Below are 20,517 nucleotides of genomic sequence, written 5' to 3'. Positions count from 1 at the left end.
GTGCGCGGCCGCAGCCGGCGCATCAAATCAATCGCGGAAACCGCTTACGGGTTCCAGCGCAGGAAGTTGTGCAGCAGACGCAGGCCGTCCTTCGCGCTCTTTTCCGGATGGAACTGCACGGCGAACAGGCTGCCGTCAGCGATGGCGCAGGAGAACGGCAACCCGTACTCGCACTCGCCGGCACTCAGCCCGGCCTGCCCCGGCACGCAGTAGTAGCTGTGCACGAAGTAGAAGCGCGCGCCATCGGCGATGCCGTCCCAGAGCGGGTGCTGCTGCGAGTGGGTGACGGTGTTCCAGCCCATGTGCGGCACCTTGAGGTGCTGCTCGCGCACCGCCGGCACATCGCCGAAGAACTTCACGTCGCCGGGGTAGATGCCGAGGCCGTCGACGCCGCCGTTCTCGTCGGAGTGGCCGAGCAGCGCCTGCATGCCGACGCAGATGCCGAGCAGCGGCTTCTGCTGCACCAGCTCGCGCACCACGGCGTCGATGCCGTGACGCTGCATTTCGGCAATGCAGTCGCGCATGGCGCCCTGGCCAGGCAGCACGATGCGGTCGGCGGCGCGGATCACGGCCGGGTCATCGGTCACGGTCACGCGGGATGCACCCACCTGCTCCAGCGCTTTCGCGACGGAGTGCAGGTTGCCCATGCCGTAGTCGAGGACAGCGACTGAAGTCACAGCGAGCCCTTGGTGGAAGGCATCTGGCCGCTCATGCGCGGATCGAGTTCCACCGCCATGCGCAGCGCGCGCCCGAAGGCCTTGAACAGGGTCTCCGCCTGGTGGTGCGAATTGCGACCGCGCAGGTTGTCCAGGTGCAGGGTGACATTGGCGTGGTTCACGAAGCCCTGGAAGAACTCGTAGAACAGGTCGACGTCGAACTGGCCGATGTGGCTGCGGGTGAACTCGCAGTGCATCTCGAGGCCGGGACGGCCGGACAGGTCGATCACCACGCGCGACAGGGCCTCGTCGAGCGGCACGTAGGCGTGGCCGTAGCGACGGATGCCGGTCTTGTCGCCGACGGCCTGGGCGAAGGCCTGGCCGAGCGTGATGCCGCAGTCTTCGGCGCTGTGGTGATCATCGATGTGGTGATCGCCATCGCAGACCAGGGTGATGTCGATGAGGCCGTGGCGGACGACCTGATCCAGCATGTGGTCGAGAAAAGGCATGCCGGTGCGCAGGTCGCCCTGGCCGGTGCCATCGAGATTCACGGCTGCGCGAATCTTCGTTTCCTTGGTGTTGCGAACCACTTCCGCCTGACGTGCGGTCATCGCGCAGTTCCCGGAGCTGTTGGAAAGCCGGAATTATACCGGCAGCCGCGTGAATTCGCACGGACCGGCTCGCCTCGTTGCCACCGGCTCCGCTAGACTGCAGCGGTTTTCGTCACGAGTCGTTGCCATGCCTCTTGTCACCCGTGCCCATGACCTGCCGCTGGATGCGGAGCTGCAGGAGCGTCTGACCCGGCTGCTGCCGCCGGTGCCGGTGTCGGCGCCATCTGCCGATGCCCTGCTTTACGTGGGCTGGTTCAACACCAAGCCGATCGCTGCCGCCTGGGCCACAGGGCCGGACGAGGGGCGTCAGCTGGTCGATTTCGGCATTCATCCGGCAACACGCGGGCGTGAGGTGCTGGCGCAGCTCGCGCACGGCATCCGTGACCACGAGAATGCGGCTGGCCGTCGCGTGCTGTCAGCCGAGGATTACAGCCAGCTGGATTCGCTCGCGGAGTGACTTGCCAGCCTGGCTCGGGACGTTACAATCCGCACTCGACGCGGGCGTCGTATAGTGGCATTACCTGAGCTTCCCAAGCTCATGAGGAGGGTTCGATTCCCTTCGCCCGCTCCACCCTGTGCCGCCGGATGCCGTGATCAGGGCGACCGGTGATGATCCCGCCAGGCCACGGGTGCAGTGGCATCGACCGCGATGGCCGGTGCCGTGCCGCAGCCTTTGCAGCTGCCGCAACCGCTGTCACAGCCGCCTGAACGTCCACTCGCGCCGGCACGATGCGGCAGCAGCTGGCGCCCCAGCCGGAACAGACTCCAGCCCACCAGGATCGCCACCACCAGATACTGCCACCAGACTGTGCTCATGGGCGTGTCCTCACATCAGGGCCGTGGTGACCTGGAAGGTGATGAATGATGCCAGGTAGGCCAGGCCGAACAGGCCGAAGGTCATTCCTGCCACCACGCTCCAGGAACCGGTTTCGCGACGCACGGTGGCCAGTGTCGACAGGCATTGCGGTGCGAAAATGAACCAGACCAGCAGAGACAGGCCGGTGGCCAGTGTCCACTGCCGGGCGATCAGGCCGCCGAGCTGGGCCGCCACCAGGTCTTCCTGTCCTGACAACGCGTACACCGTGCCCAGCGATGACACCGCCACCTCGCGCGCCGCCATGCCCGGAACCAGAGCGATGCATATCTCCCAGCCGAAGCCGATGGGGGCGAACAGTGGCGCCATGGCGTGACCAAGCTGGCCGGCGAAGCTGTAGTCGATGGCGGGCAGCGTGGCATCCGCTGGCGGATTCGGGAAGGTGGCGAGAAACCAGAGCAGGATGGTCACGGCGAGGATGATGCCGCCGACGCGCGACAGGAAGATCAGCGCGCGCTCCTTGAGGCCGATGGCAACGCTTTTCCAGTCCGGCAGGCGGTAGCTGGGCAGCTCCATGAGCAGCGCGTGTTCGCTGCGGTCACGGCGCAGCCATTTCATCACGGTGGCGATCCCGAGGGCGCTGACGATGCCGCCGACATAGAGACCGAACAGCACCAGTCCCTGCAGGTTGAACAGGCCCCAGACGGTCTGTGCCGGAATGAAGGCGCCGATCAGCAGGGTATAGACCGGCAGGCGTGCCGAGCAGGTCATCAGGGGCGCGACCAGGATGGTGACCAGGCGATCACGCGGATCCGCGATGCTGCGCGTGGCCATGATGCCGGGGATGGCGCAGGCAAAGCTCGACAGCAGCGGGATGAAGGCGCGACCGGTGAGACCGGCCTTGAACATCAGCCGGTCGAGCAGGAAGGCGGCACGCGGCAGGTAGCCCGACTCCTCCAGCACCAGGATGAAGAAGAACAGGATGAGAATCTGCGGCAGGAACACCAGCACGCCGCCGACACCGGCAAAGATGCCGTCACTGATCAGGCTGCGCAGGATGCCGTCGGGCATGGGCCCGGTCACCAGTTCGCCAAGGGCGGCGACACCGGTCTCGATGCCAGCCATGAACGGCTCGGCCCAGGAGAACACGGCCTGGAAGATGAAGAACATGAGCACGGCGAGAATGACCAGGCCGAAGGCCGGATTGAGCAGCACGCGGTCGATGGCGTCATCACGGGCGTCGGTGGCGCTGGGCATGACCACGCTGTCGCGCAGCAGATCACGCACGGCAGCATGCAGGTCCTGAGCGGGTGCTGCCGGGGCATCCACGGGCCAGGGCGTGTCCAGCAGTTTCAGCAGGGCATCGATGCCGTCACGCCGCACCGCCACGGTTTCCACCACGGGCATGCCCAGTGCCTGCGACAGGCGTGCGGTGTCGATGCGGATGCCGCGACGACGCGCGGCATCCATCATGTTCAATGCCAGCACCATGGGGCGACCGAGCTGGCGTGCCTCCAGCACGAAGCGCAGGTGCAGGCGCAGGTTGGTGGCATCGGCGACGCAGACCAGCAGCTCCGGCCGCGCCTCGCCAGGCAGCTCGCCCAGGCAGACGGCGCGGGTGATGGCCTCGTCCGGACTGTTGGCATCGAGGCTGTAGGCGCCAGGCAGATCCAGCACTGAGATCGCCTCGCCGGACGGCAGCAGCAGGCGGCCTTCCTTGCGTTCGACGGTGACGCCGGCGTAGTTCGCCACCTTCTGGCGGCTGCCGGTGAGCTGGTTGAACAGGGAGGTCTTGCCGCAGTTGGGGTTGCCGACCAGAGCCAGGCGTCGCAGAGGCTGGATCATGGCGTGACAGCCTGCACCCGGACACGTGCGGCTTCGCTGCGACGCAGGGCAAAGCGCGTGAAGCCGACCTGGACCAGCAGCGGATCGGCGCCGACCGGGCCGCTCGCGGTGATGCGCACGGTTTCACCCGGCACGAACCCCAGATCCGCGAGACGGCGCGCAATCGCGTCATCGGCAGAGAGGTGTTCGACCGTCTCGACGACGGCGGGGGTGAAGCTGGGAAGCTCGGAAAGGCGGACCACGGCGGGGCTCGGCAGGCTTGTTGAGAACGATTCTTAGTTTCGAGCCTGGGCGTCATTCTGTCAATTCAGCATGCTGGCTCTGACCGGGGGGTGCGGAGTAAAGTCTGCGCATCGTGAGCGGGAGGTGTGTCATGGCCAAGGGTCTGCGGTGGGTGCTGGGTGGTATTGCCGGGGTGTTTCTGCTGCTGGGTGCCGTGCTCGCCTATGTGGTCTTCGTGCTCGATCCCAACGACTACAAGGCCGAGCTGGCGCGTGTCGTGAAGGACAAGACCGACATGGAGCTGGCATTGACCGGTGATCTGGCCTGGACTCTGTATCCCGACATCGGCATCGCCCTGGGCAAGACCTCGCTTACCGACCCGGTGGCCGGGGAGCAGCTGCTCGCCGTCAACCAGGCCAGCGTGTCCGTGCAGCTCCTGCCGCTGCTCAGTCAGCAGGTGCGCATTGATGCCATCGCGCTGGATGGCGCCGCTGTGCGCTTTGTCCAGCATGCTGACGGCAGCACCAGCTGGGACAGGCTGCTTGAGAAGCTGAAGAGCCCCGACGAGGAAGAATCGCAGCAGGTGGCGCTGGAGATTGCCGATCTCGACGTGAAGAACACGCAGCTGACGCTGGTGGACGAGAAGGCGGGTGTCACGCGTCGCGTCGAGCAGATTGCCGTGCAGGCGCAGGACATCGACCCCAAGGATACCTTCCCGGTGGCCCTGCAGTTCCGCTTCAGCCAGAAGGATGCTGCCGGCAAGACCGTGAGCGCTGACAGCCGCCTGAGCAGCCAGGTCAACTTCAATGCCGAGACCAGCCTGCTGGCGCTCAGCGAGCTGACGCTGGACAGCGAGCTGGCGGGCACGCTGCTGCCGGCGCCGCTGACCCTGGCGCTGAAAGGGCAGTCGCTGACCGCCGACCTGAACACGCAGCAGCATGCGGCCAAGGGTCTGGTGATGGATGTTGCCTACCGTGATCCTGCGCTGACGGCGCCGGCGACGCTGCAGCTGAGCACGGATGTGCAGGCGGATCTGGCGGCGCAGCGCATCACGCTGCCCAAGCTGGCCGTGAAAGCCAGTTACCAGGACAAGGGCCGCCCGGCTCCGGTGACGGCTGATCTGTCCTCTGCCGTGTCGGCAGCGCTGGACAGCGGCGAGCTGCGCCTGAGCGGCCTGGTGCTCAACGCGATGGTCGCGGATGCGTCCCTGCCCAAGCCCATGCCCGTGTCACTGAAGGCAGGCATCCAGGCCAACTGGCTGAAGGGCTCGGTCGCACTGTCCGATCTGCTGCTGAAGGCGGCAGGTGTCAGCGTCAGCGGCACGCTGGGCGCCCAGCTGCCCGGCGTTGCCACGGGTGCGGCATCGCCCCTGCAGGGCATGCAGGCGCAGGGGCGACTGCAGGCGTCACCGTTCAATCCGCGTGACGTGATGAAAACACTTGGCATCACGGCTCCGGTGACGGCGGATGCCCGCGTGCTGTCGCGTGCCGGCTTCTCTGCCGACATCAGCGGCAGCGAGCACGAGTGGCTGGCCCGCAATCTGCGCCTGACCCTGGACGACAGCACCTTCACGGGCGAGGCCGGCGTGCGCGAGTTGCCCGCCGCACGTCTGCATGCGCGTCTCCAGGTCGACAACTTCAATGCCGATCGCTACCTGCCTCCGCCGTCCGCCAAAACAGCCGCAGCACCGTCCGCAAGCAAGGACAAGCCGGCTCGAAAGGCCGTCGAGGAGCTGATTCCGGTGGCGCTGCTGCGCGACCAGAATCTTGATGTCGCGCTGTCTGCCGGACGCCTGACCATCCTGACCTACCCCATCGACGGCTTCCGCCTGGCAGCCAGTGCCCGTGGCGGCGTGGTCCAGGTCAGCGAGCTGCGTGGCAGTATCTACAGCGGCAGCTTCAGCGTGCCGGCCACGGTCGATGTGCGTGGCGCGAAGCCGGTGATCACCATCCGGCCGGACATCCGCCAGATCGATCTCGGCCCCATCGCGACCGCGGCCCTGAACAAGGACACCTTCACCGGCCGCATGAACTTCAACGGCAGCGTGACCATGACCGGCAACGATGTCGACTCGTGGCTGCGCACGGCGCAAGGTCCGAACACGTTGCGGCTCAACGATGGCCTGATCAAGGGCGTCAACGTCACCGATGCCCTGTTCAATGCCCTGGGTCAGTACCAGGTGCTGCTGCCGGCGCTGACCGGGCGTGACGTCAACACCCTCAAGGGCAAGGTGCGTGACACCGAGATCGTCAGTTTTCTCGGCGAGACCAGCCTGAATCAGGGCGTGGTCAGCAACAACGCCATGAAGGCTGACCTCAAGGACGTCAAGGTAGGCGGCAGCGGCACCTACAACCTGTTCACCCAGGATGTCGACTACCGCTTCCAGCTGCGCCTGGATCAGCGCTTCTGGGGCGAGAAATACGCCAGGATGGCCAACTATGACATTCCCGTGCGCTGCAATGGCAACCTCAAGGCCAGCCTGGTCACCTTGTGCGCGCTGGATCGCCAGGGCATGCAGGGGCTTGCGGCGCAGATGGCACAGGGTCGACTCAATGAAGAGCTGGATCGCGGCAAGGACCGTCTCCAGGAAAAGCTTGGCGAGAAGCTTGATCCCCAGCAACAGGAAGCAGTGAAGCAGATCTTTGACTTGTTCAAGCGTTGAGTTTCCGGTCCGCGTCCTCGCCTGGTTCGACCAGTGGGGACGCAAGGACCTGCCCTGGCAGCAGAACGTCACCCCCTACCGGGTCTGGGTCTCGGAGATCATGCTCCAGCAGACCCAGGTCAGCACGGTGATTCCCTACTTCCTGCGTTTCATGGACAGCTTCCCGACCCTGGCCGATCTCGCCGAGGCTCCGCTGGAGGATGTCCTGCACCACTGGACCGGACTGGGCTACTACGCCCGTGCCCGCAACCTGCATGCGGCCGCGCAGCAGGCGGTGAGGGATCATGGCGGCGACCTGCCTGACACGGTCGAGATGCTGGAAGCCTTGCCGGGCATCGGCCGCTCCACGGCCGGTGCGATCGTCTCCCTGGGTTTCGGCCGTCGCGCCGTCATTCTGGACGGCAACGTCAAGCGCGTGCTGGCCAGGCATCAGGCACTGGCGGGTGATCCGGCGCGCAGCGAGGTGCTGCGCCGGTTCTGGCAGGTTGCCGAGGACTTCACGCCGGCAGCACGCGCCAACCACTACAACCAGGCCATGATGGACCTGGGTGCCACCCTGTGCACGCGCAGCCGGCCCGCCTGCGAACGCTGTCCGCTGGCGGCGAATTGCCAGGCGCTGGCGCAGGGCAATCCGGTGGCCTACCCGCAGAAGGTACGCCGTCAGGCCGCGCCAACGCGCAGCGCTCGCTGGCTGCTGCTGCATGATGGTGCCGGCCGGGTCTGGCTGCAGGAGCGGCCTCCCAGCGGTCTCTGGGGCGGTCTGTGGAGCTTTCCCGAGCTGTCCCTCGACGCGCCGGCACCGGAGGGTGTCGACCTGCCCGACTTCCTGCATGTGTTCTCGCATTTCCGCTTGCAGGTGCATCCCCGACTGGTGCGCGTGAGCCATCTGCCGGCATTGTCGGCGGTTAACGAGGCCAGCGGCCGCTGGGTTACACTGCGTTCCCTGCCGGCGCTGGGGTTTCCGGCGCCGGTGCAGCAGTTGCTGCATCGTCTGCCCGATCATCTGGAGTAGTTACATGACGCGTACCGTGTTCTGCCGCAAGCTCAAGCAGGAACTGGAAGGCATGGCCTTCGCCCCGTTTCCCGGCGAAAAGGGCCAGGTGCTGTTCAACACGGTCTCCAAGGAGGCCTGGCTGCAGTGGCTGCGTCACCAGACCATGCTGATCAACGAGAACCGCCTGAACGTGCTCGACCCGCAGGCGCGCGCCTTCCTGGACGAGCAGCTGGAGAAGTTCCTCAGTGGTGACGACTACGAGCGTCCCAAGGGCTGGGTACCGGAGAAGCCGGCATCATGAGCGCCACGACGGCTGTCGCCGAACGTCCGCGCGGTCCATCGTCGCTGGTCGAACTGGCCGCTTCCCACCCCATGGTGCATCCGGTCAAGGTCAGCTGGGGTGACATGGATGCCCTGGGTCACGTCAACAACGTGGTCTATTTCCAGTATCTCGAAGATACGCGCATCGGGGTGATGGAGACGCTGGGCATCTTTCCGCGCCTGTTCGAGGAGGGCATCGGCATGGTCATCGCCGATGCCTATTGCCGCTACAAGGCGCCGGTGATCTATCCCGACACCCTGCATATTGGCGTGCGCGCGGAAATCGACGAGCGCGAGCGCATCGTCTTCCACTACAGCCTGTTCAGCGAGGCGCAGCAGCGTGTCGCCGCCGAGGCCCGCACGCTCACGGTCTGCGTCAGCCCGCAGAGCGGACGCCCCGTGGCCATGCCGGACTGGTTCCGCCGGGAGCTGCTGAGACTGGTGCCGTAATCGCACCGCCGCCTGTCGGAGCAGAATCAGCTTCCGAATGCGCCGACGGGGGACCTGTTTATCGGCGGGCGATCACGCCCGACGAAAACAGTCCCCCGTCGGTGGCCACTGACACGGCGTCAGTGGCGGCAGGACGCGCTCAGTTGCGGCTGGCGCGCTTGCGGTCGTTCTCGGTCAGGTGCTTCTTGCGGATGCGGATCGACTGCGGCGTGACTTCGACCAGCTCGTCGTCCTCGATGAACTCCAGGGCCTGCTCCAGCGTGTAGCGGATGGCCGGGGTCAGCACGATGTTCTCGTCCGTGCCCGATGCGCGGATGTTGGTCAGCTGCTTGGCCTTGGTCGGGTTGACCACCATGTCGTCGCCGCGGGCGTTGATGCCGATGATCATGCCTTCGTAGACCTCGGTCTGCGGGCCGATGAAGAGACGGCCGCGCTCCTGCAGGTTGAACAGCGCGTAGCCCAGGGCAGTGCCCTGCACCATCGAGATCAGCACGCCGTTCTGGCGCTTGGCGACTTCACCCGACTTCACCGGACCGTAATGCGAGAAGCTCGAGGTCATGATGCCGGTGCCCGAGGTCATGGTCAGGAACTCGGAGCGGAAGCCGATCAGGCCGCGCGAGGGCACGGTGGCCTCGATGCGGATGCGGCCCTTGCCGTCGAGCACCATGTTGGTCATGTCGCCCTTGCGGTAGCCCATCTGCTCCATGACGCCGCCCTGGTGCTGTTCTTCCACGTCGAAGATGACGTTTTCGAACGGTTCGCACTTCTCGCCATCGACTTCCTTGAAGATCACTTCCGGACGCGACACGCCCATCTCGAAGCCTTCGCGGCGCATGTTCTCGATCAGCACCGAGAGGTGCAGCTCGCCACGGCCGGAAACCTTGAAGCGGTCAGGGCTGTCGGTCGGCTCGACGCGCAGCGCCACGTTGTGGATCAGTTCCTTCTCGAGACGATCCTTGATGTTGCGCGAGGTGACGTACTTGCCTTCCTTGCCGGCAAACGGGGAGTTGTTGACCTGGAAGGTCATGCTCACGGTCGGCTCGTCAACGGTCAGCAGCGGCAGGGCCTCGACGCAGGACGGGTCGCACAGGGTATCGGAGATGCCGAGGCCTTCCATGCCGGTGACGCAGACGATGTCGCCGGCTTCGGCTTCCTGCACTTCCACGCGGTTGAGGCCGTGGTAGCCCATGATCTGCAGGATGCGGCCGTTGCGCTTCTTGCCTTCGCTGTCGACGATGGTGACCTGGGTGTTGGTCTTGACCTTGCCGCGGGTGATGCGGCCGACGCCGATGACGCCGACGTAGCTGTTGTAGTCCAGCGAGGAGATCTGCATCTGGAACGGGCCGTCGCTGTCCACGGCCGGCGGGTTGACGCGGTCGATGATGGTCTGGAACAGCGCGGTCATGTCGGTGCCGAGCTTGTCGGCTTCGTAGCCGGAGATGCCGTTCAGGCCGGAGGCGTAGACCACCGGGAAGTCCAGCTGCTCGTCGGTGGCTCCGAGGTTGTCGAAAAGCTCGAAGACCTGGTCCATGACCCAGTGCGGACGCGCGCTCGGACGGTCGACCTTGTTCAGCACGACAATGGGCTTGAGGCCGCGGGCGAAGGCCTTCATGGTTACGAAGCGGGTCTGCGGCATCGGGCCGTCGACCGAGTCGACCAGCAGGCAGACGCAGTCGACCATGGACAGCACGCGCTCGACTTCGCCGCCGAAGTCGGCGTGGCCCGGGGTGTCGACGATGTTGATGCGGTATTCCTGGTTGTCACGCGGATCGGTCCAGCGGATGGCCGTGTTCTTCGCGAGAATGGTGATGCCGCGTTCCTTTTCCAGATCGTTGGAGTCCATCACGCGTTCGATTTCACCGGCGCGATCGCCCAGGGTGCCGGACTGTTGCAGCAGCTTGTCGACGAGGGTGGTCTTGCCATGGTCGACGTGGGCGATGATGGCGATGTTGCGGATTTGCTTGATGGACACGATAGGGTCTCGGCGCAGCGGTCAAAATTTGGGCGCAAAGTATACCCGAGACTGCGTGACAGGTCTTGTATTGCGTAGAAAACAAAAAGGCCGCTCTTTCGAGCGGCCTTTCTGGTGCAGCAGGTCAGTCAGGAATTACTTCTTGACGGTGACCTTCACTTCGCCAGCGGCAACAGCCATGGTGCGACGGTTCTGGGCGCGGCCTTCGACGGTCTTGTTGTCGGCGACCGGCTGGGCAGCACCGTAGCCCACCGAGCTGATGCGGTCAGCGGCAATGCCGTACTTGTCGGTCAGCACCTTGACCACGGCAGCAGCGCGCGATTCGCTGAGCTTCTGGTTGTAGTCAGCCGAACCACGGGAGTCGGTGTGGCCCTGGATCTCGACCTTGGCGGTCGGGTAATCGGTCATCAGCTTGGCGACTGCTTCGATGTCAGCGTCGTACTGGGACTTGATGGTCGACTTGTTGGTGTCGAACAGCACGCGGATTTCCTTGGACACGGTTTCGGTCAGGACCTTCGGGCAACCGTCGGCATCGACCACCAGGGTGCTCGGGGTGCCCGGGCACTTGTCGACACTGTTCAGGACGCCATCCTTGTCGTCATCGCCATCGGTGGCAGCCGGAGCAACCGGAGCCACGGCAGCGGCCTTGGAACCACCGAAGCCGACCAGAAGGCCGACCGAGGCGATGCCGTCGGTGTTACTTTCCTGCAGGTTCTGCACGGCACGAGCTTCGGCACGCAGAGCGATGTTGTCGGTCAGCTGAACGAAGGCACCCAGGGCGGCATTGGCGATGGTCTGTTCGATCCAGCCCTTGGAGTTGGTGACAGCACGATTGTCAGCGGTGTAGCGCTGCAGACCGCCACCGACCAGCACGTAGGGCTGGAGCATGCCGTCGGCATTGAAACGGTAGTAGGTGTCGAGGGTGGCGGTTTCGGCACGGACATTGACGCCGCTGGTGGTGGGATCATCATCCACTTCGGTGCGACCCTGACCGTAGCGCAGTTCCAGGCCGACGTTCGGGGTCACGCGGTAGCCCAGGGCCAGCGAGTAGGTCAGGTCATTGTCCAGTTCGATTCCGTCATCCAGACCAGCCGGGTTGGTGTTGGAGTCGTACCACTGGTAGCCGACCATCGGGCTGATGGTGATTTCAGCATTGGCGGCCATGGCGGCAGTGGCCAGCACGGTGGCAACGGCAAGGCGAGTCAGTTTCATAGTCTCAAGTCCTTCTTTTGATGAGTTGCTAATTGCTTTCCAAGCATGGAAACGGTGTCCAACACCGTTAGGCTGGAAGATAATCCCACATGCCGTAACAGTTTGTCACATCTGTGACACCAGAGATATCCCAGCCGAGACTTCCCCGATGAGCGACATTCTGCTGCGTTTTGACTTTGCCCAGAGCCCGGTACGTGGCGAGATCTGCCAGCTGCAAACACTCTGTCATGCCGTCACGGATCGGCACGATTATCCGCTGCCGGTTCGCACCCTGCTCGGGCAGGCGATGTCGGCGGTGGTGCTGATGGCAGCCATGCTCAAGCTCGAAGGCAGCCTGATCCTGCAGATCGAAGGTGACGGTCCTGTGAATCTGGTGATGGCGGAGTGCAACCATCGCGGCGAGGTGCGTGCCATGGCCAGTCATGGTGACGATCCGGTTCCGGACGACGGCTGGCTGGCGATGGTCGGGCAGGGGCGATTGCTGCTCACCATTGATCCGGAAGACGGACAGCGCTACCAGGGCATCGTGCCACTGGAGGGGGCGTCACTGGCCGAGGCGCTGGGGCACTACTTTGCCCAGTCCGAGCAGCTGCCCACGGAGTTCCACTTGTTTGCCGACGGCGAGCGCGCTGGCGGACTCATGCTGCAGGTATTGCCCGGACATGATCAGGGCGATGACGCGGATCTCTGGCCGCGGGTACGCAACTTGGCAGCCACGCTGTCCGCCAGTGAAATGCTGAGCCTGGACGCCGAGTCGGTGCTGTATCGCCTTTTCCATGAAGAGACGGTGCAGTTGCTGGCCGAGCAAGCACTGGCGTTTGTCTGCAGCTGCTCGCGAGCGCGCAGCGAGAACGCGTTGCGCGCCATTGCCGAAGACGAGCTGAAGCAGCTGCTCGACGAGCAGAGCGGCCTGATCGAGGTGCGTTGCCAGTTCTGTCTGCAGCGCTATCCGTTTGACCGCATCGACATAGAGCAGCTGCTGCGCCATGACGGCAGCCCCGGCAGCGACAGCCTGCAATGAGTGTGCTGGCGTCGCCGCTCAGCGATTGAAGAGGCGCCGGCTGGGAGCGGGCAGCCGTATGCTCACGACCAGTCCGCCCTCCGGATGGTTGTCGAGACTAAGGCGGCCATGATGCTGGCGCACGATGCGCGCAACGATCGCCAGGCCAAGACCGGAACCTTGGGTGGTGCGCGCCTCTTCACCGCGCCGGAACGGCTCCAGCAGTTCGTGTGCGCGTGACAGATCTATGCCGGGACCATGATCGCGACAGCTCAGCAGGACCTGACCGCTTTCCAGCGTCGTGCCCAGTTCGACAGGCCCGGCACCGTAGCGCATGGCATTCTGCAGCAGGTTGGCGAGCAGGCGCTTGAAGGCCACGCGCCGCAGTGACAGCCTGGGCAGATCCGTGGTGTTGCAGTGCACGTCCAGCATGCCGTGAAACTGGTGTGCGACTTCATGGATCAGGGCATTCAGGTCGATCAGCTCGCGCGGCTCTTCAGAACCGTCACGCATGAAGGCGATGAACTGGTCGAGGATGGCATCCATGTCGGCGATGTCGGCGACCAGGTCATCGGCCAGTGCCCTGTCCGAGGTCATCTCGGCCGCCAGCCGCATGCGTGTCAGCGGCGTGCGCAGGTCATGCGAGATGCCGGCCAGCATCAGGGTGCGCTCACGCTCGGTGGCTCGGATCTGGTCGGTCATGTGATTGAAGGCGCGGTTGACGGCGCGAATCTCGCTGGGCCCGCTGTATTCCTCGAGCTGGGTGCTGTGCAGGCCGCGTCCGACCCGGATGGCAGCCAGCTGCAGGCGCTTGAGCGGACGATTGAGCTGACGCGCCAGGATGACGATGGCGACCAGTGACAGCAGCGGCACGCCGAGCACCCAGCCTACGATGATGATCGGGCTGTATTGCTGGATGAAGCTGAGCTCCTCCACGACCCATGCAGGCTCGCGGGTCGGGGCCTTGATCCACAGGCGCGGCACCGGCTTGAATTCGAAGTAGACCGGCGTGGCCACCCCGAGCTCGTGCTCAAGCTGCTCCGCGAAGCGGTCGGTGAAGATTTCCGCGAACCATTTCGGACGTGTCTTGGGGAAGCGGCGCGGATCGCGAATGACCTCGAGGTTGCCGAAGGTGCGCAGATCGGCATCCACCTCGATGCCGGGTCGTTGCAGGCGCTCTGCCGTGCGCAGGATGTCCAGCTTGAGTGCCGAGCTGTGCGCATGCTGGCGGATCTCGGGCAGATGCAGGTTCTGCCAGAAGAAGGCGATGGACAGGAACTGGCTGACCAGCACCACGATGCCGATGACCAGCGTGGTGCGCATGACGCTGGAGCGTGGCTTCAGCCATTGCAGCACGCCGCGCTTGGGACCGCGCGCGGCCATGGTCATGGCGCTGTCGCCTCGTCGGGCACGAACACGTAGCCCACACCCCAGACAGTCTGGATGTAGCGTGCCTGGGACGGATTGGTCTCGATCAGGCGGCGCAGACGCGACACCTGAACGTCGATGGAGCGTTCCATGGCGCCCCATTCGCGGCCTCGCGCCAGCACCATGAGCTTGTCACGCGTCAGCGGCTCGCGCGGGTGCTGCACCAGTGCCTTGAGCACCGCGAATTCGCCGGAGGTTAGGTTGACGGACTCGCCATCACGAGTGAGTTGCCGAGTAGACAGATCCAGGGTCCAGGCACCGAACTGGATGATCTCGCTGACTTGCGCCGGTGCACCCGGCAGCTCGCGCGCCTGGCGGCGCAGCACGGCCTTCATGCGTGCCAGCAGCTCCTGCGGATTGAACGGCTTGGGCAGGTAGTCGTCGGCACCGGCTTCCAGCCCGGAGATGCGGTCACTGTCGGCGCCACGTGCGGTGAGCATGATGATGGGGGTGTTGTTGCCGCTGCCGCGCAGGCGGCGGCAGATGGCCAGGCCATCCTCGCCGGGCAGCATGAAGTCGAGCACGATCAGGGCGAAGATCTCGCGCGCCAGCAGGCGGTCCATCTGCACGGCATCAGCGACGGTGCGCACGCTGTAGCCCTGCTCTTCCAGGTAGCGTTGCAGCAGATTGCGCAGACGCACGTCGTCGTCGACCACCAGCACCTTCTGCTGTTCCGAGGCGGCACCAGGCTCCATCTCTCCCCCTGAATTCCGGACGTGCCGGCAGTGTAGCAGCTGTTGACGGATTGAATATGGCAGAATCCGGCCGCATGTCAGTACGACGGTTGTCGTGCGTTTTCCCGGTTTTACGTGAGTTGAATCTCCATGGCCAATCTCGCCACGCAAATCGCCCTCGAGCTGGGCGTCCGCCCGGAACAGGTGGAAGCCACCATCGCCCTGCTCGATGGCGGCGCCACCGTGCCCTTCATCGCGCGTTACCGCAAGGAGGTCACCGGGGCACTGGACGACACCCAGCTGCGTACGCTGGAGGAGCGACTGCTTTACTTGCGTGAGCTCAACGAGCGTCGCGAGACCATCATCAAGAGCATCAGCGAGCAGGGCAAGATGACGCCGGTGCTGCTGGCGCAGCTGCAGGCTGCCGATGCCAAGGCGCGTCTCGAGGATCTCTACCTGCCCTACAAGCCCAAGCGCGTGACCAAGGGCCAGCAGGCCATTGCCGCCGGCCTGCTCCCGCTCGCCGACGCCCTGCTGCAGAACCCGCTGCTCAGTCCCGAGCAGGAGGCAGAGGCGTATCTGGTCCCGGTGGCTGCCGAGGGCGGCGTGGCCTATCCCGATGTGAAGAGCGTGCTCGAGGGCGCGCGCCACATTCTCATGGAGCGCTTTGCCGAGCAGGCCGATCTGCTGGCCACGATACGGGAGTATCTGCGTGAGCGCGCCCACCTGAGCGCGCGTCTGGTGACCGGTCAGGAGCAGGCGGGTGCCAAGTTCCGCGACTATTTCGAGCATGACGAAAAGCTCGCCACCACCCCGTCGCATCGTGCCCTGGCCATGTTTCGCGGGCGCAACGAAGGCGTGCTGTCACTCAGCCTGATCCTGCCCGATGCCGAGGCCGGCAGTCATCCGGCCGAGGCGCTGATTGCCAGCCATGCCGGCATCCAGGATCTCGGGCGCCCGGCCGATGCCTGGCTGCGTGAAGTGGTGCGCTGGACCTGGCGCGTGAAGCTGTTGACGCATCTGGAAACCGAGCTGCTGGGTGATCTGCGCAGTCGCGCCGAGGAAGAGGCCATCCGCGTGTTCGCGCGCAATCTCAAGGATCTGCTGATGGCTGCGCCGGCCGGCTTGCGCCCGACCCTGGGGCTGGATCCCGGTCTGCGTACCGGCGTCAAGGTGGCCGTCGTCGATGGCACCGGCAAGCTGGTTGCCAACACCACCATCTTCCCGCACGAGCCGCGCAAGGACTGGGATGGCTCGCTGCACACGCTGGCGAAGCTGTGCCAGCAGCATGGCGTCGAGCTCATCGCCATCGGCAACGGCACCGCCTCGCGCGAAACCGACAAGCTCGCCGGCGAGCTGATGAAAAAGCATCCCGAGCTGAAGCTGACCAAGATCGTGGTCAGCGAGGCTGGTGCCTCGGTATATTCGGCGTCCGAGCTGGCTGCCCGCGAATTCCCGGATCTTGACGTCACCTTCCGAGGTGCCGTGTCGATTGCTCGCCGCCTGCAGGATCCGCTGGCCGAGCTGGTCAAGATCGAGCCCAAGGCCATCGGCGTCGGCCAGTACCAGCACGATGTCAACCAGATCCGTCTCGCGCGCATGCTCGACGCCGTGGTCGAGGACTGCGTCAACGCCGTCGGTGTCGACGTCAACACGGCATCAGCCGCGCTGCTCGCGCGCATTGCCGGTCTCAACGGCACCATCGCGCAGAACATCGTCAGCTTCCGTGATCAGCACGGTGTCTTTGCCAGTCGCGAGGCGCTGAAGCAGGTGCCTCGTCTGGGCGAGCGCACCTTCGAGCAGGCAGCGGGCTTCCTGCGCATCAACGGCGGCAGCAATCCGCTGGATGCCTCGGCCGTGCACCCCGAGGCCTATCCGCTGGTCGAACGCCTGCTTGTCGACAGCGGCCGCACCGTGGCCGGCGTCATGGGCGACAGCCGCTTCCTGCGCGCGGTCAATGCCGAGCGCTATGTCGATGAGCGTTTCGGACTGATCACCGTCAATGACATCCTGCGCGAGCTCGACAAGCCGGGTCGCGACCCGCGTCCCGAGTTCAAGGCAGCGGTCTTTGACGACAGCGTGACTGAGATCAAGGATCTGGTGCCCGGCATGATTCTCGAGGGCGTGGTCACCAACGTCACCGCGTTTGGCGCCTTCGTCGACATCGGTGTGCACCAGGACGGGCTGGTGCACATTTCCGTGCTCTCCGATCGTTTCATCAAGGATGCCCACGAAGCGGTCAAGGCCGGAGACATCGTCAAGGTCAAGGTCATCGAGGTGGACGTGCCGCGCAAGCGCATTGCGCTGTCCTGCCGTCTTGCCGACACCCCGGCAGACAGCCGTCGCGATGGCGGTCGTGACGCGGGCGCGGCGCGTGACGGGCGTGCGCGTCAGCCGGCCGCCAGCCAGTCCGCGCGCAACCCGCGCCCGGCAGCTGCACCGGCGCCGGCGCGCTCTGGTACGCTGGGTGACCTGTTGCGCAAGGCGGGAGTCTCGTCATGAACACCGGATGGCCGTTACCGGCAGGAGCGCGGCATGCACGCTGAACTGGCACGGGCACTGGCCTGGCTGGGCGAGGATCCGACCTGCCTGCAGGGCATGCGTCGCGGTCTCGAGAAGGAGGCTCTGCGCGTGCAGGAGGATGGCTGGCTGTCGCAGCTGCCGCATCCGGCGGCGCTGGGCTCCACCCTGACCCATCCGCACATCACCACCGACTACTCCGAAGCCCTGATCGAGCTGATCACGCCGCCCTGCGACAGCATTGCCGGCGCCCTGGGCTGGCTCGATGACCTGCATCGCTACGTCTATGCCCACATCGGCAGCGAGCGTCTCTGGGTCAATTCCATGCCCTGCAAGCTGGGTCCGGACCAGAACATTCCGCTGGCCCAGTACGGCACGTCGAACATCGGGCGCATGAAGACGCTGTACCGGCACGGACTCGGCCTGCGCTACGGTCGCCGCATGCAGACCATCGCCGGCATTCATTACAACCTGTCCTTCCCGGAGCCGTTCTGGCGCGCCTGGCAGGAGCAGGTCGGCGATGCGGGTCCGCTGTCGGTGTTCATCTCGGAGCGCAGCATGGGTCTGGTTCGCAACTTCCAGCGTAACAGCTGGCTGCTGCTGTTCCTGCTCGGTGCCAGCCCTGCCGTCTGCGGCAGCTTCCTGGAGGGGCGCGAGCACGGATTGCAGCGCCTGCCCTCGGGCACGCTGTACATGCCGGATGCCACCTCGCTGCGCATGAGCTCGCTGGGCTACCAGAACGATGCACAGTCCGATCTCAAGGTGTCCTGCAACACGCTGGATGAGTACGTCACTGATCTGGATCGCGCCATACGAACCCCCTTCGCCCCGTATGAGGCCATCGGTGTGAAGCGTGACGGTGTCTATCAGCAGATCAATGCCAACATCCTGCAGATCGAGAACGAGTACTACGGCCTGATTCGACCCAAGCGCACCACGCGCCCGCAGGAGAGGCCGACACAGGCCCTGCGTCGCCGTGGCGTCGAGTATGTCGAGCTGCGCTGCGTGGATCTGGATCCGTTCGAACCGCTGGGCATCAGTCGCGACAGCGCGCACTTCCTCGAAGTGTTTGCCCTGCACTGCCTGCTCAGTGACTCGCCGGCCTTCGACGAGGTCGAGGTGGCGCGTCTGCCGCGCAACCAGCAGGCCATGGTCAATGCCGGTCGTGACCCCGGCCTGGCGCTGGAGACCGCTGACGGTCCGCAGGCGTTCCGTGATCTGGCGGCACGCCTCATGGCCGAACTGCTGCCGGTGGCCGAGCTGCTTGATGCCGTGCATGTCACCCAGGCCTACAGCAGCGCGCTGGCCTTGCAGATCCAGAAGCTGCAGAAGCCGGAAATGACAGGCTCCGCCATGGTGCTGCGCAGCCTGCGTGACTATCGCGGCTGCTTCTTCGAGTTTGCCCAGTCCTGTGCCGATCGTACACGTGCGGCCTTCCTTGAGCGTCCCTTGCCGGACGTGCGTCATGACCAGCTCATGGACATGGCGCGTCAGTCCCTGCGCGATCAGCAACGTCTCGAAGCCGAGCCGCAGGAGCCCTTTGCGCAGTTTCTTGCGGACTATTTCCGGCCATGAGGCCGATGGAGCAGGTCATGCGGTTGCCCATGTTGTCCTCGCGTCAGGTCTTTGCCGCGATTGCGCTTGCCTCGGCCTTCGCCATGGCCTTCGCACTCTATCTGCAGCATGGTCTCGGCCTGGAGCCGTGTCCGCTGTGCGTGTTCCAGCGTGTTGCCATGATCTCGACAGGTGTCATCGCGGCGCTGGCGGCGCTGCACAATCCGTCTGCGACAGGGCGTCGCATCTATGCGCTGGGCCTGGTGCTGGCCTCCCTCGCCGGTGTGGTGGTGGCGGGTCGGCATGTCTGGCTGCAGCATCTGCCCGCTGACCAGGTGCCATCCTGCGGACCGGGTCTGGATTACTGGCTGGATGCCCTGCCGTTGCGTGACGTGATGGTGCAGGTCTTCCAGGGTTCCGGCGAGTGCGCCGTGGTGGATGCCGCCTGGCTGGGCATCAGCCTGCCAGGCTGGACCCTGGTCACCTTCAGCGGGCTGCTGCTGGTGTCGTTCTGGCAGATGCTCAGAATGCGTGCCTGAGCCGCTGCCGACATCGCGCGCTGCACGACCCGCGCGTGGATCAGCGCTAAAGAAAAGGGGGATGCCATGCATCCCCCTTTTCATGTCGCCAGTCCGGCTTACTTCTTGCGGGACTTCTTGGCAGCCGGAGCCTTGCCTTTCTCGATGCCGAGCAGCTCGACCTTGAACTTCAGCGGAGCGTTCGGCGGAATCGGACCGGCGCCAGCTTCGCCATAGCCCAGCTCGGAAGGCAGGAACAGCTCGAAGGTGGAGCCCACCGGCATCAGCTGCAGGCCCTCAGTCCAGCCTTCCAGCACCTGGTCAAGCTGGAACACGGCCGGCTCGCCACGGTTGTAGGAGCTGTCGAATACCGAGCCATCCAGAAAGGTTCCCTCGTAGTGAACCTTGACAGTGTCGGTGACCTTGGGCTTGGCGCCGGTGCCGCGTGTCAATTCGCGATACTGCAGGCCGGATGCCGTGGTCGTGATGCCTTCCGCCTTGGCGTTGCGGGCGAAGAACTCGGCGCCCAGCTGGGCGTTCTCCTTGGCAGCCTTCGCCATGTCGGCCTGCATCTGGGCCAGACGCTGTTCCTTGTAGCGGTTGATGGCGGTGGTGCGCTCCGGTGCGCTGAGCAGACTTTCCTTGAGTGCCAGGGCATCACGGAAGCCGCGCACGAAGGTTTCCACGTCGAGGTCGGGAATCTGCTCCGCACTGCCCTGACCATTCATGTAGCCGATGCTGTAGGCGAACTGTTCGCGATCGGTTACCGGCTTCTTGCCGGCATTGGGGGCCAGTGCCGGCTTCTCGACGGCGGCGGCAGGTGCCTCGGCGGCGATGGCCTGGGTTGAAAGAAGGCTGGCGCTGGCGAGAGCAACCGTAAGGGCGAGACGACGCATGAAATTCCCCGGCAAGTGGTGTGCAAAACGATCCGAGCATAAAGGGATTTTGATGACGGGTGCCACCCTTGTCTGCCGAGTGGATGACAACCGATAAAATGCCTGAAAAACACGCCTTGATTTGCTCGCTTTTTTGTAAGTCGTCGATTATGTTGAGCTTGGCTACAA

Annotated in this window: 19 protein-coding genes and 1 tRNA gene; 10 read left to right on the top strand and 10 right to left on the bottom strand. The window is 64.9% G+C overall.

Going from position 1 to position 20,517, the window contains the following annotated elements; translation table 11 throughout:
• Window positions 1-44: 44 nt before the first annotated feature.
• Entirely contained in the window at window positions 45-677 is a 633-nt protein-coding gene (gene hisH / locus F595_RS0101840; protein ID WP_022955165.1) for an imidazole glycerol phosphate synthase subunit HisH, read from the bottom strand.
• Window positions 674-1,267: an imidazoleglycerol-phosphate dehydratase HisB gene (gene hisB / locus F595_RS0101835; RefSeq protein WP_022955164.1), complete on the bottom strand. Its 594-nt coding sequence runs from the start codon at window positions 1,265-1,267 to the stop codon at window positions 674-676. The genes hisH and hisB overlap by 4 nt, the downstream gene beginning before the upstream one ends.
• 127 nt (window positions 1,268-1,394) lie before the next feature.
• Between hisB and F595_RS0101830 the strand changes: the two genes are divergently transcribed.
• Window positions 1,395-1,724, top strand: a complete 330-nt coding sequence (locus F595_RS0101830) for a hypothetical protein (RefSeq protein ID WP_022955163.1) — start codon at window positions 1,395-1,397, stop codon at window positions 1,722-1,724.
• A 40-nt stretch (window positions 1,725-1,764) separates the two neighbouring features.
• Window positions 1,765-1,838: transfer RNA gene (locus F595_RS0101825), tRNA-Gly, on the top strand.
• A gap of 23 nt (window positions 1,839-1,861) precedes the next feature.
• Here the strand turns inward: F595_RS0101825 and F595_RS0101820 are convergent.
• The 3 genes from F595_RS0101820 to F595_RS0101810 are packed head-to-tail and all read right to left on the bottom strand — an operon-like array spanning window position 1,862 to window position 4,168.
• Window positions 1,862-2,083: a hypothetical protein gene (locus F595_RS0101820; protein WP_022955162.1), complete on the bottom strand. Its 222-nt coding sequence runs from the start codon at window positions 2,081-2,083 to the stop codon at window positions 1,862-1,864.
• Between the two features lie 10 nt (window positions 2,084-2,093).
• Window positions 2,094-3,926 carry a ferrous iron transporter B gene (feoB, locus tag F595_RS0101815; protein ID WP_022955161.1) on the bottom strand — a complete coding sequence of 611 codons (1,833 nt, stop codon included), beginning with the start codon at window positions 3,924-3,926 and terminating at the stop codon, window positions 2,094-2,096.
• Entirely contained in the window at window positions 3,923-4,168 is a 246-nt protein-coding gene (locus tag F595_RS0101810; RefSeq protein WP_022955160.1) for a FeoA family protein, read from the bottom strand. Before F595_RS0101810 ends, feoB begins: the two co-directional genes overlap by 4 nt.
• A gap of 131 nt (window positions 4,169-4,299) precedes the next feature.
• Between F595_RS0101810 and F595_RS0101805 the strand changes: the two genes are divergently transcribed.
• Genes F595_RS0101805 through F595_RS0101790 form a run of 4 tightly spaced genes read left to right on the top strand, consistent with a single transcriptional unit; the run spans window position 4,300 to window position 8,575 of the window.
• Complete coding sequence (locus F595_RS0101805) at window positions 4,300-6,810, top strand: AsmA family protein (RefSeq protein ID WP_022955159.1); 2,511 nt, start codon at window positions 4,300-4,302, stop codon at window positions 6,808-6,810.
• Window positions 6,791-7,822 (top strand): A/G-specific adenine glycosylase, encoded by a 1,032-nt coding sequence (gene mutY, locus F595_RS0101800; protein WP_022955158.1) that lies wholly within the window; start codon window positions 6,791-6,793, stop codon window positions 7,820-7,822. Before F595_RS0101805 ends, mutY begins: the two co-directional genes overlap by 20 nt.
• Before the next feature lie 4 nt (window positions 7,823-7,826).
• Complete coding sequence (locus F595_RS0101795; protein ID WP_022955157.1) at window positions 7,827-8,105, top strand: oxidative damage protection protein; 279 nt, start codon at window positions 7,827-7,829, stop codon at window positions 8,103-8,105.
• Window positions 8,102-8,575 (top strand): acyl-CoA thioesterase, encoded by a 474-nt coding sequence (locus tag F595_RS0101790; RefSeq protein ID WP_022955156.1) that lies wholly within the window; start codon window positions 8,102-8,104, stop codon window positions 8,573-8,575. The genes F595_RS0101795 and F595_RS0101790 overlap by 4 nt, the downstream gene beginning before the upstream one ends.
• Window positions 8,576-8,714: 139 nt before the next feature.
• On the opposite strand, the gene typA is transcribed toward F595_RS0101790, so the two are convergent.
• Both typA and F595_RS12265 read right to left on the bottom strand, forming a co-directional pair.
• Complete coding sequence (typA, locus tag F595_RS0101785; RefSeq protein ID WP_022955155.1) at window positions 8,715-10,547, bottom strand: translational GTPase TypA; 1,833 nt, start codon at window positions 10,545-10,547, stop codon at window positions 8,715-8,717.
• Window positions 10,548-10,682: 135 nt separating this feature from the next.
• Window positions 10,683-11,759, bottom strand: a complete 1,077-nt coding sequence (locus F595_RS12265) for an OmpA family protein (protein ID WP_022955154.1) — start codon at window positions 11,757-11,759, stop codon at window positions 10,683-10,685.
• Between the two features lie 148 nt (window positions 11,760-11,907).
• On the opposite strand from F595_RS12265, the gene hslO reads away from it, so the two are divergent.
• Window positions 11,908-12,780 (top strand): Hsp33 family molecular chaperone HslO, encoded by an 873-nt coding sequence (gene hslO / locus F595_RS0101775; protein ID WP_022955153.1) that lies wholly within the window; start codon window positions 11,908-11,910, stop codon window positions 12,778-12,780.
• Between the two features lie 18 nt (window positions 12,781-12,798).
• Here the strand turns inward: hslO and F595_RS12260 are convergent, their stop codons facing one another.
• The gene (locus F595_RS12260; RefSeq protein ID WP_022955152.1) at window positions 12,799-14,148 is read right to left on the bottom strand and encodes an ATP-binding protein; all 1,350 of its coding nucleotides are present in this window, start codon (window positions 14,146-14,148) and stop codon (window positions 12,799-12,801) included.
• Window positions 14,145-14,882, bottom strand: a complete 738-nt coding sequence (gene ompR, locus F595_RS0101765) for an osmolarity response regulator transcription factor OmpR (RefSeq protein WP_022955151.1) — start codon at window positions 14,880-14,882, stop codon at window positions 14,145-14,147. Before ompR ends, F595_RS12260 begins: the two co-directional genes overlap by 4 nt.
• A gap of 129 nt (window positions 14,883-15,011) precedes the next feature.
• Here ompR and F595_RS12255 point away from each other — a divergent pair, with 129 nt between their 5' ends.
• Genes F595_RS12255 through F595_RS0101750 form a run of 3 tightly spaced genes read left to right on the top strand, consistent with a single transcriptional unit; the run spans window position 15,012 to window position 19,474 of the window.
• The gene (locus F595_RS12255) at window positions 15,012-17,363 is read left to right on the top strand and encodes a Tex family protein (RefSeq protein WP_022955150.1); all 2,352 of its coding nucleotides are present in this window, start codon (window positions 15,012-15,014) and stop codon (window positions 17,361-17,363) included.
• A gap of 33 nt (window positions 17,364-17,396) precedes the next feature.
• Entirely contained in the window at window positions 17,397-18,956 is a 1,560-nt protein-coding gene (gene gshA / locus F595_RS0101755; RefSeq protein ID WP_022955149.1) for a glutamate--cysteine ligase, read from the top strand.
• A 17-nt stretch (window positions 18,957-18,973) separates the two neighbouring features.
• The gene (locus tag F595_RS0101750; RefSeq protein WP_228126938.1) at window positions 18,974-19,474 is read left to right on the top strand and encodes a disulfide bond formation protein B; all 501 of its coding nucleotides are present in this window, start codon (window positions 18,974-18,976) and stop codon (window positions 19,472-19,474) included.
• A 98-nt stretch (window positions 19,475-19,572) separates the two neighbouring features.
• Here the strand turns inward: F595_RS0101750 and F595_RS0101745 are convergent, their stop codons facing one another.
• Window positions 19,573-20,349, bottom strand: a complete 777-nt coding sequence (locus F595_RS0101745; protein ID WP_022955147.1) for an FKBP-type peptidyl-prolyl cis-trans isomerase — start codon at window positions 20,347-20,349, stop codon at window positions 19,573-19,575.
• Between the last annotated feature and the right edge of the window lie 168 nt (window positions 20,350-20,517).

This window comes from Perlucidibaca piscinae DSM 21586, assembly GCF_000420045.1.
Lineage (GTDB): Bacteria > Pseudomonadota > Gammaproteobacteria > Pseudomonadales > Moraxellaceae > Perlucidibaca > Perlucidibaca piscinae.
The sequence above is the reverse complement of the archived record's forward strand: the minus strand, read 5'-3'. Positions and strand labels throughout refer to the sequence as shown.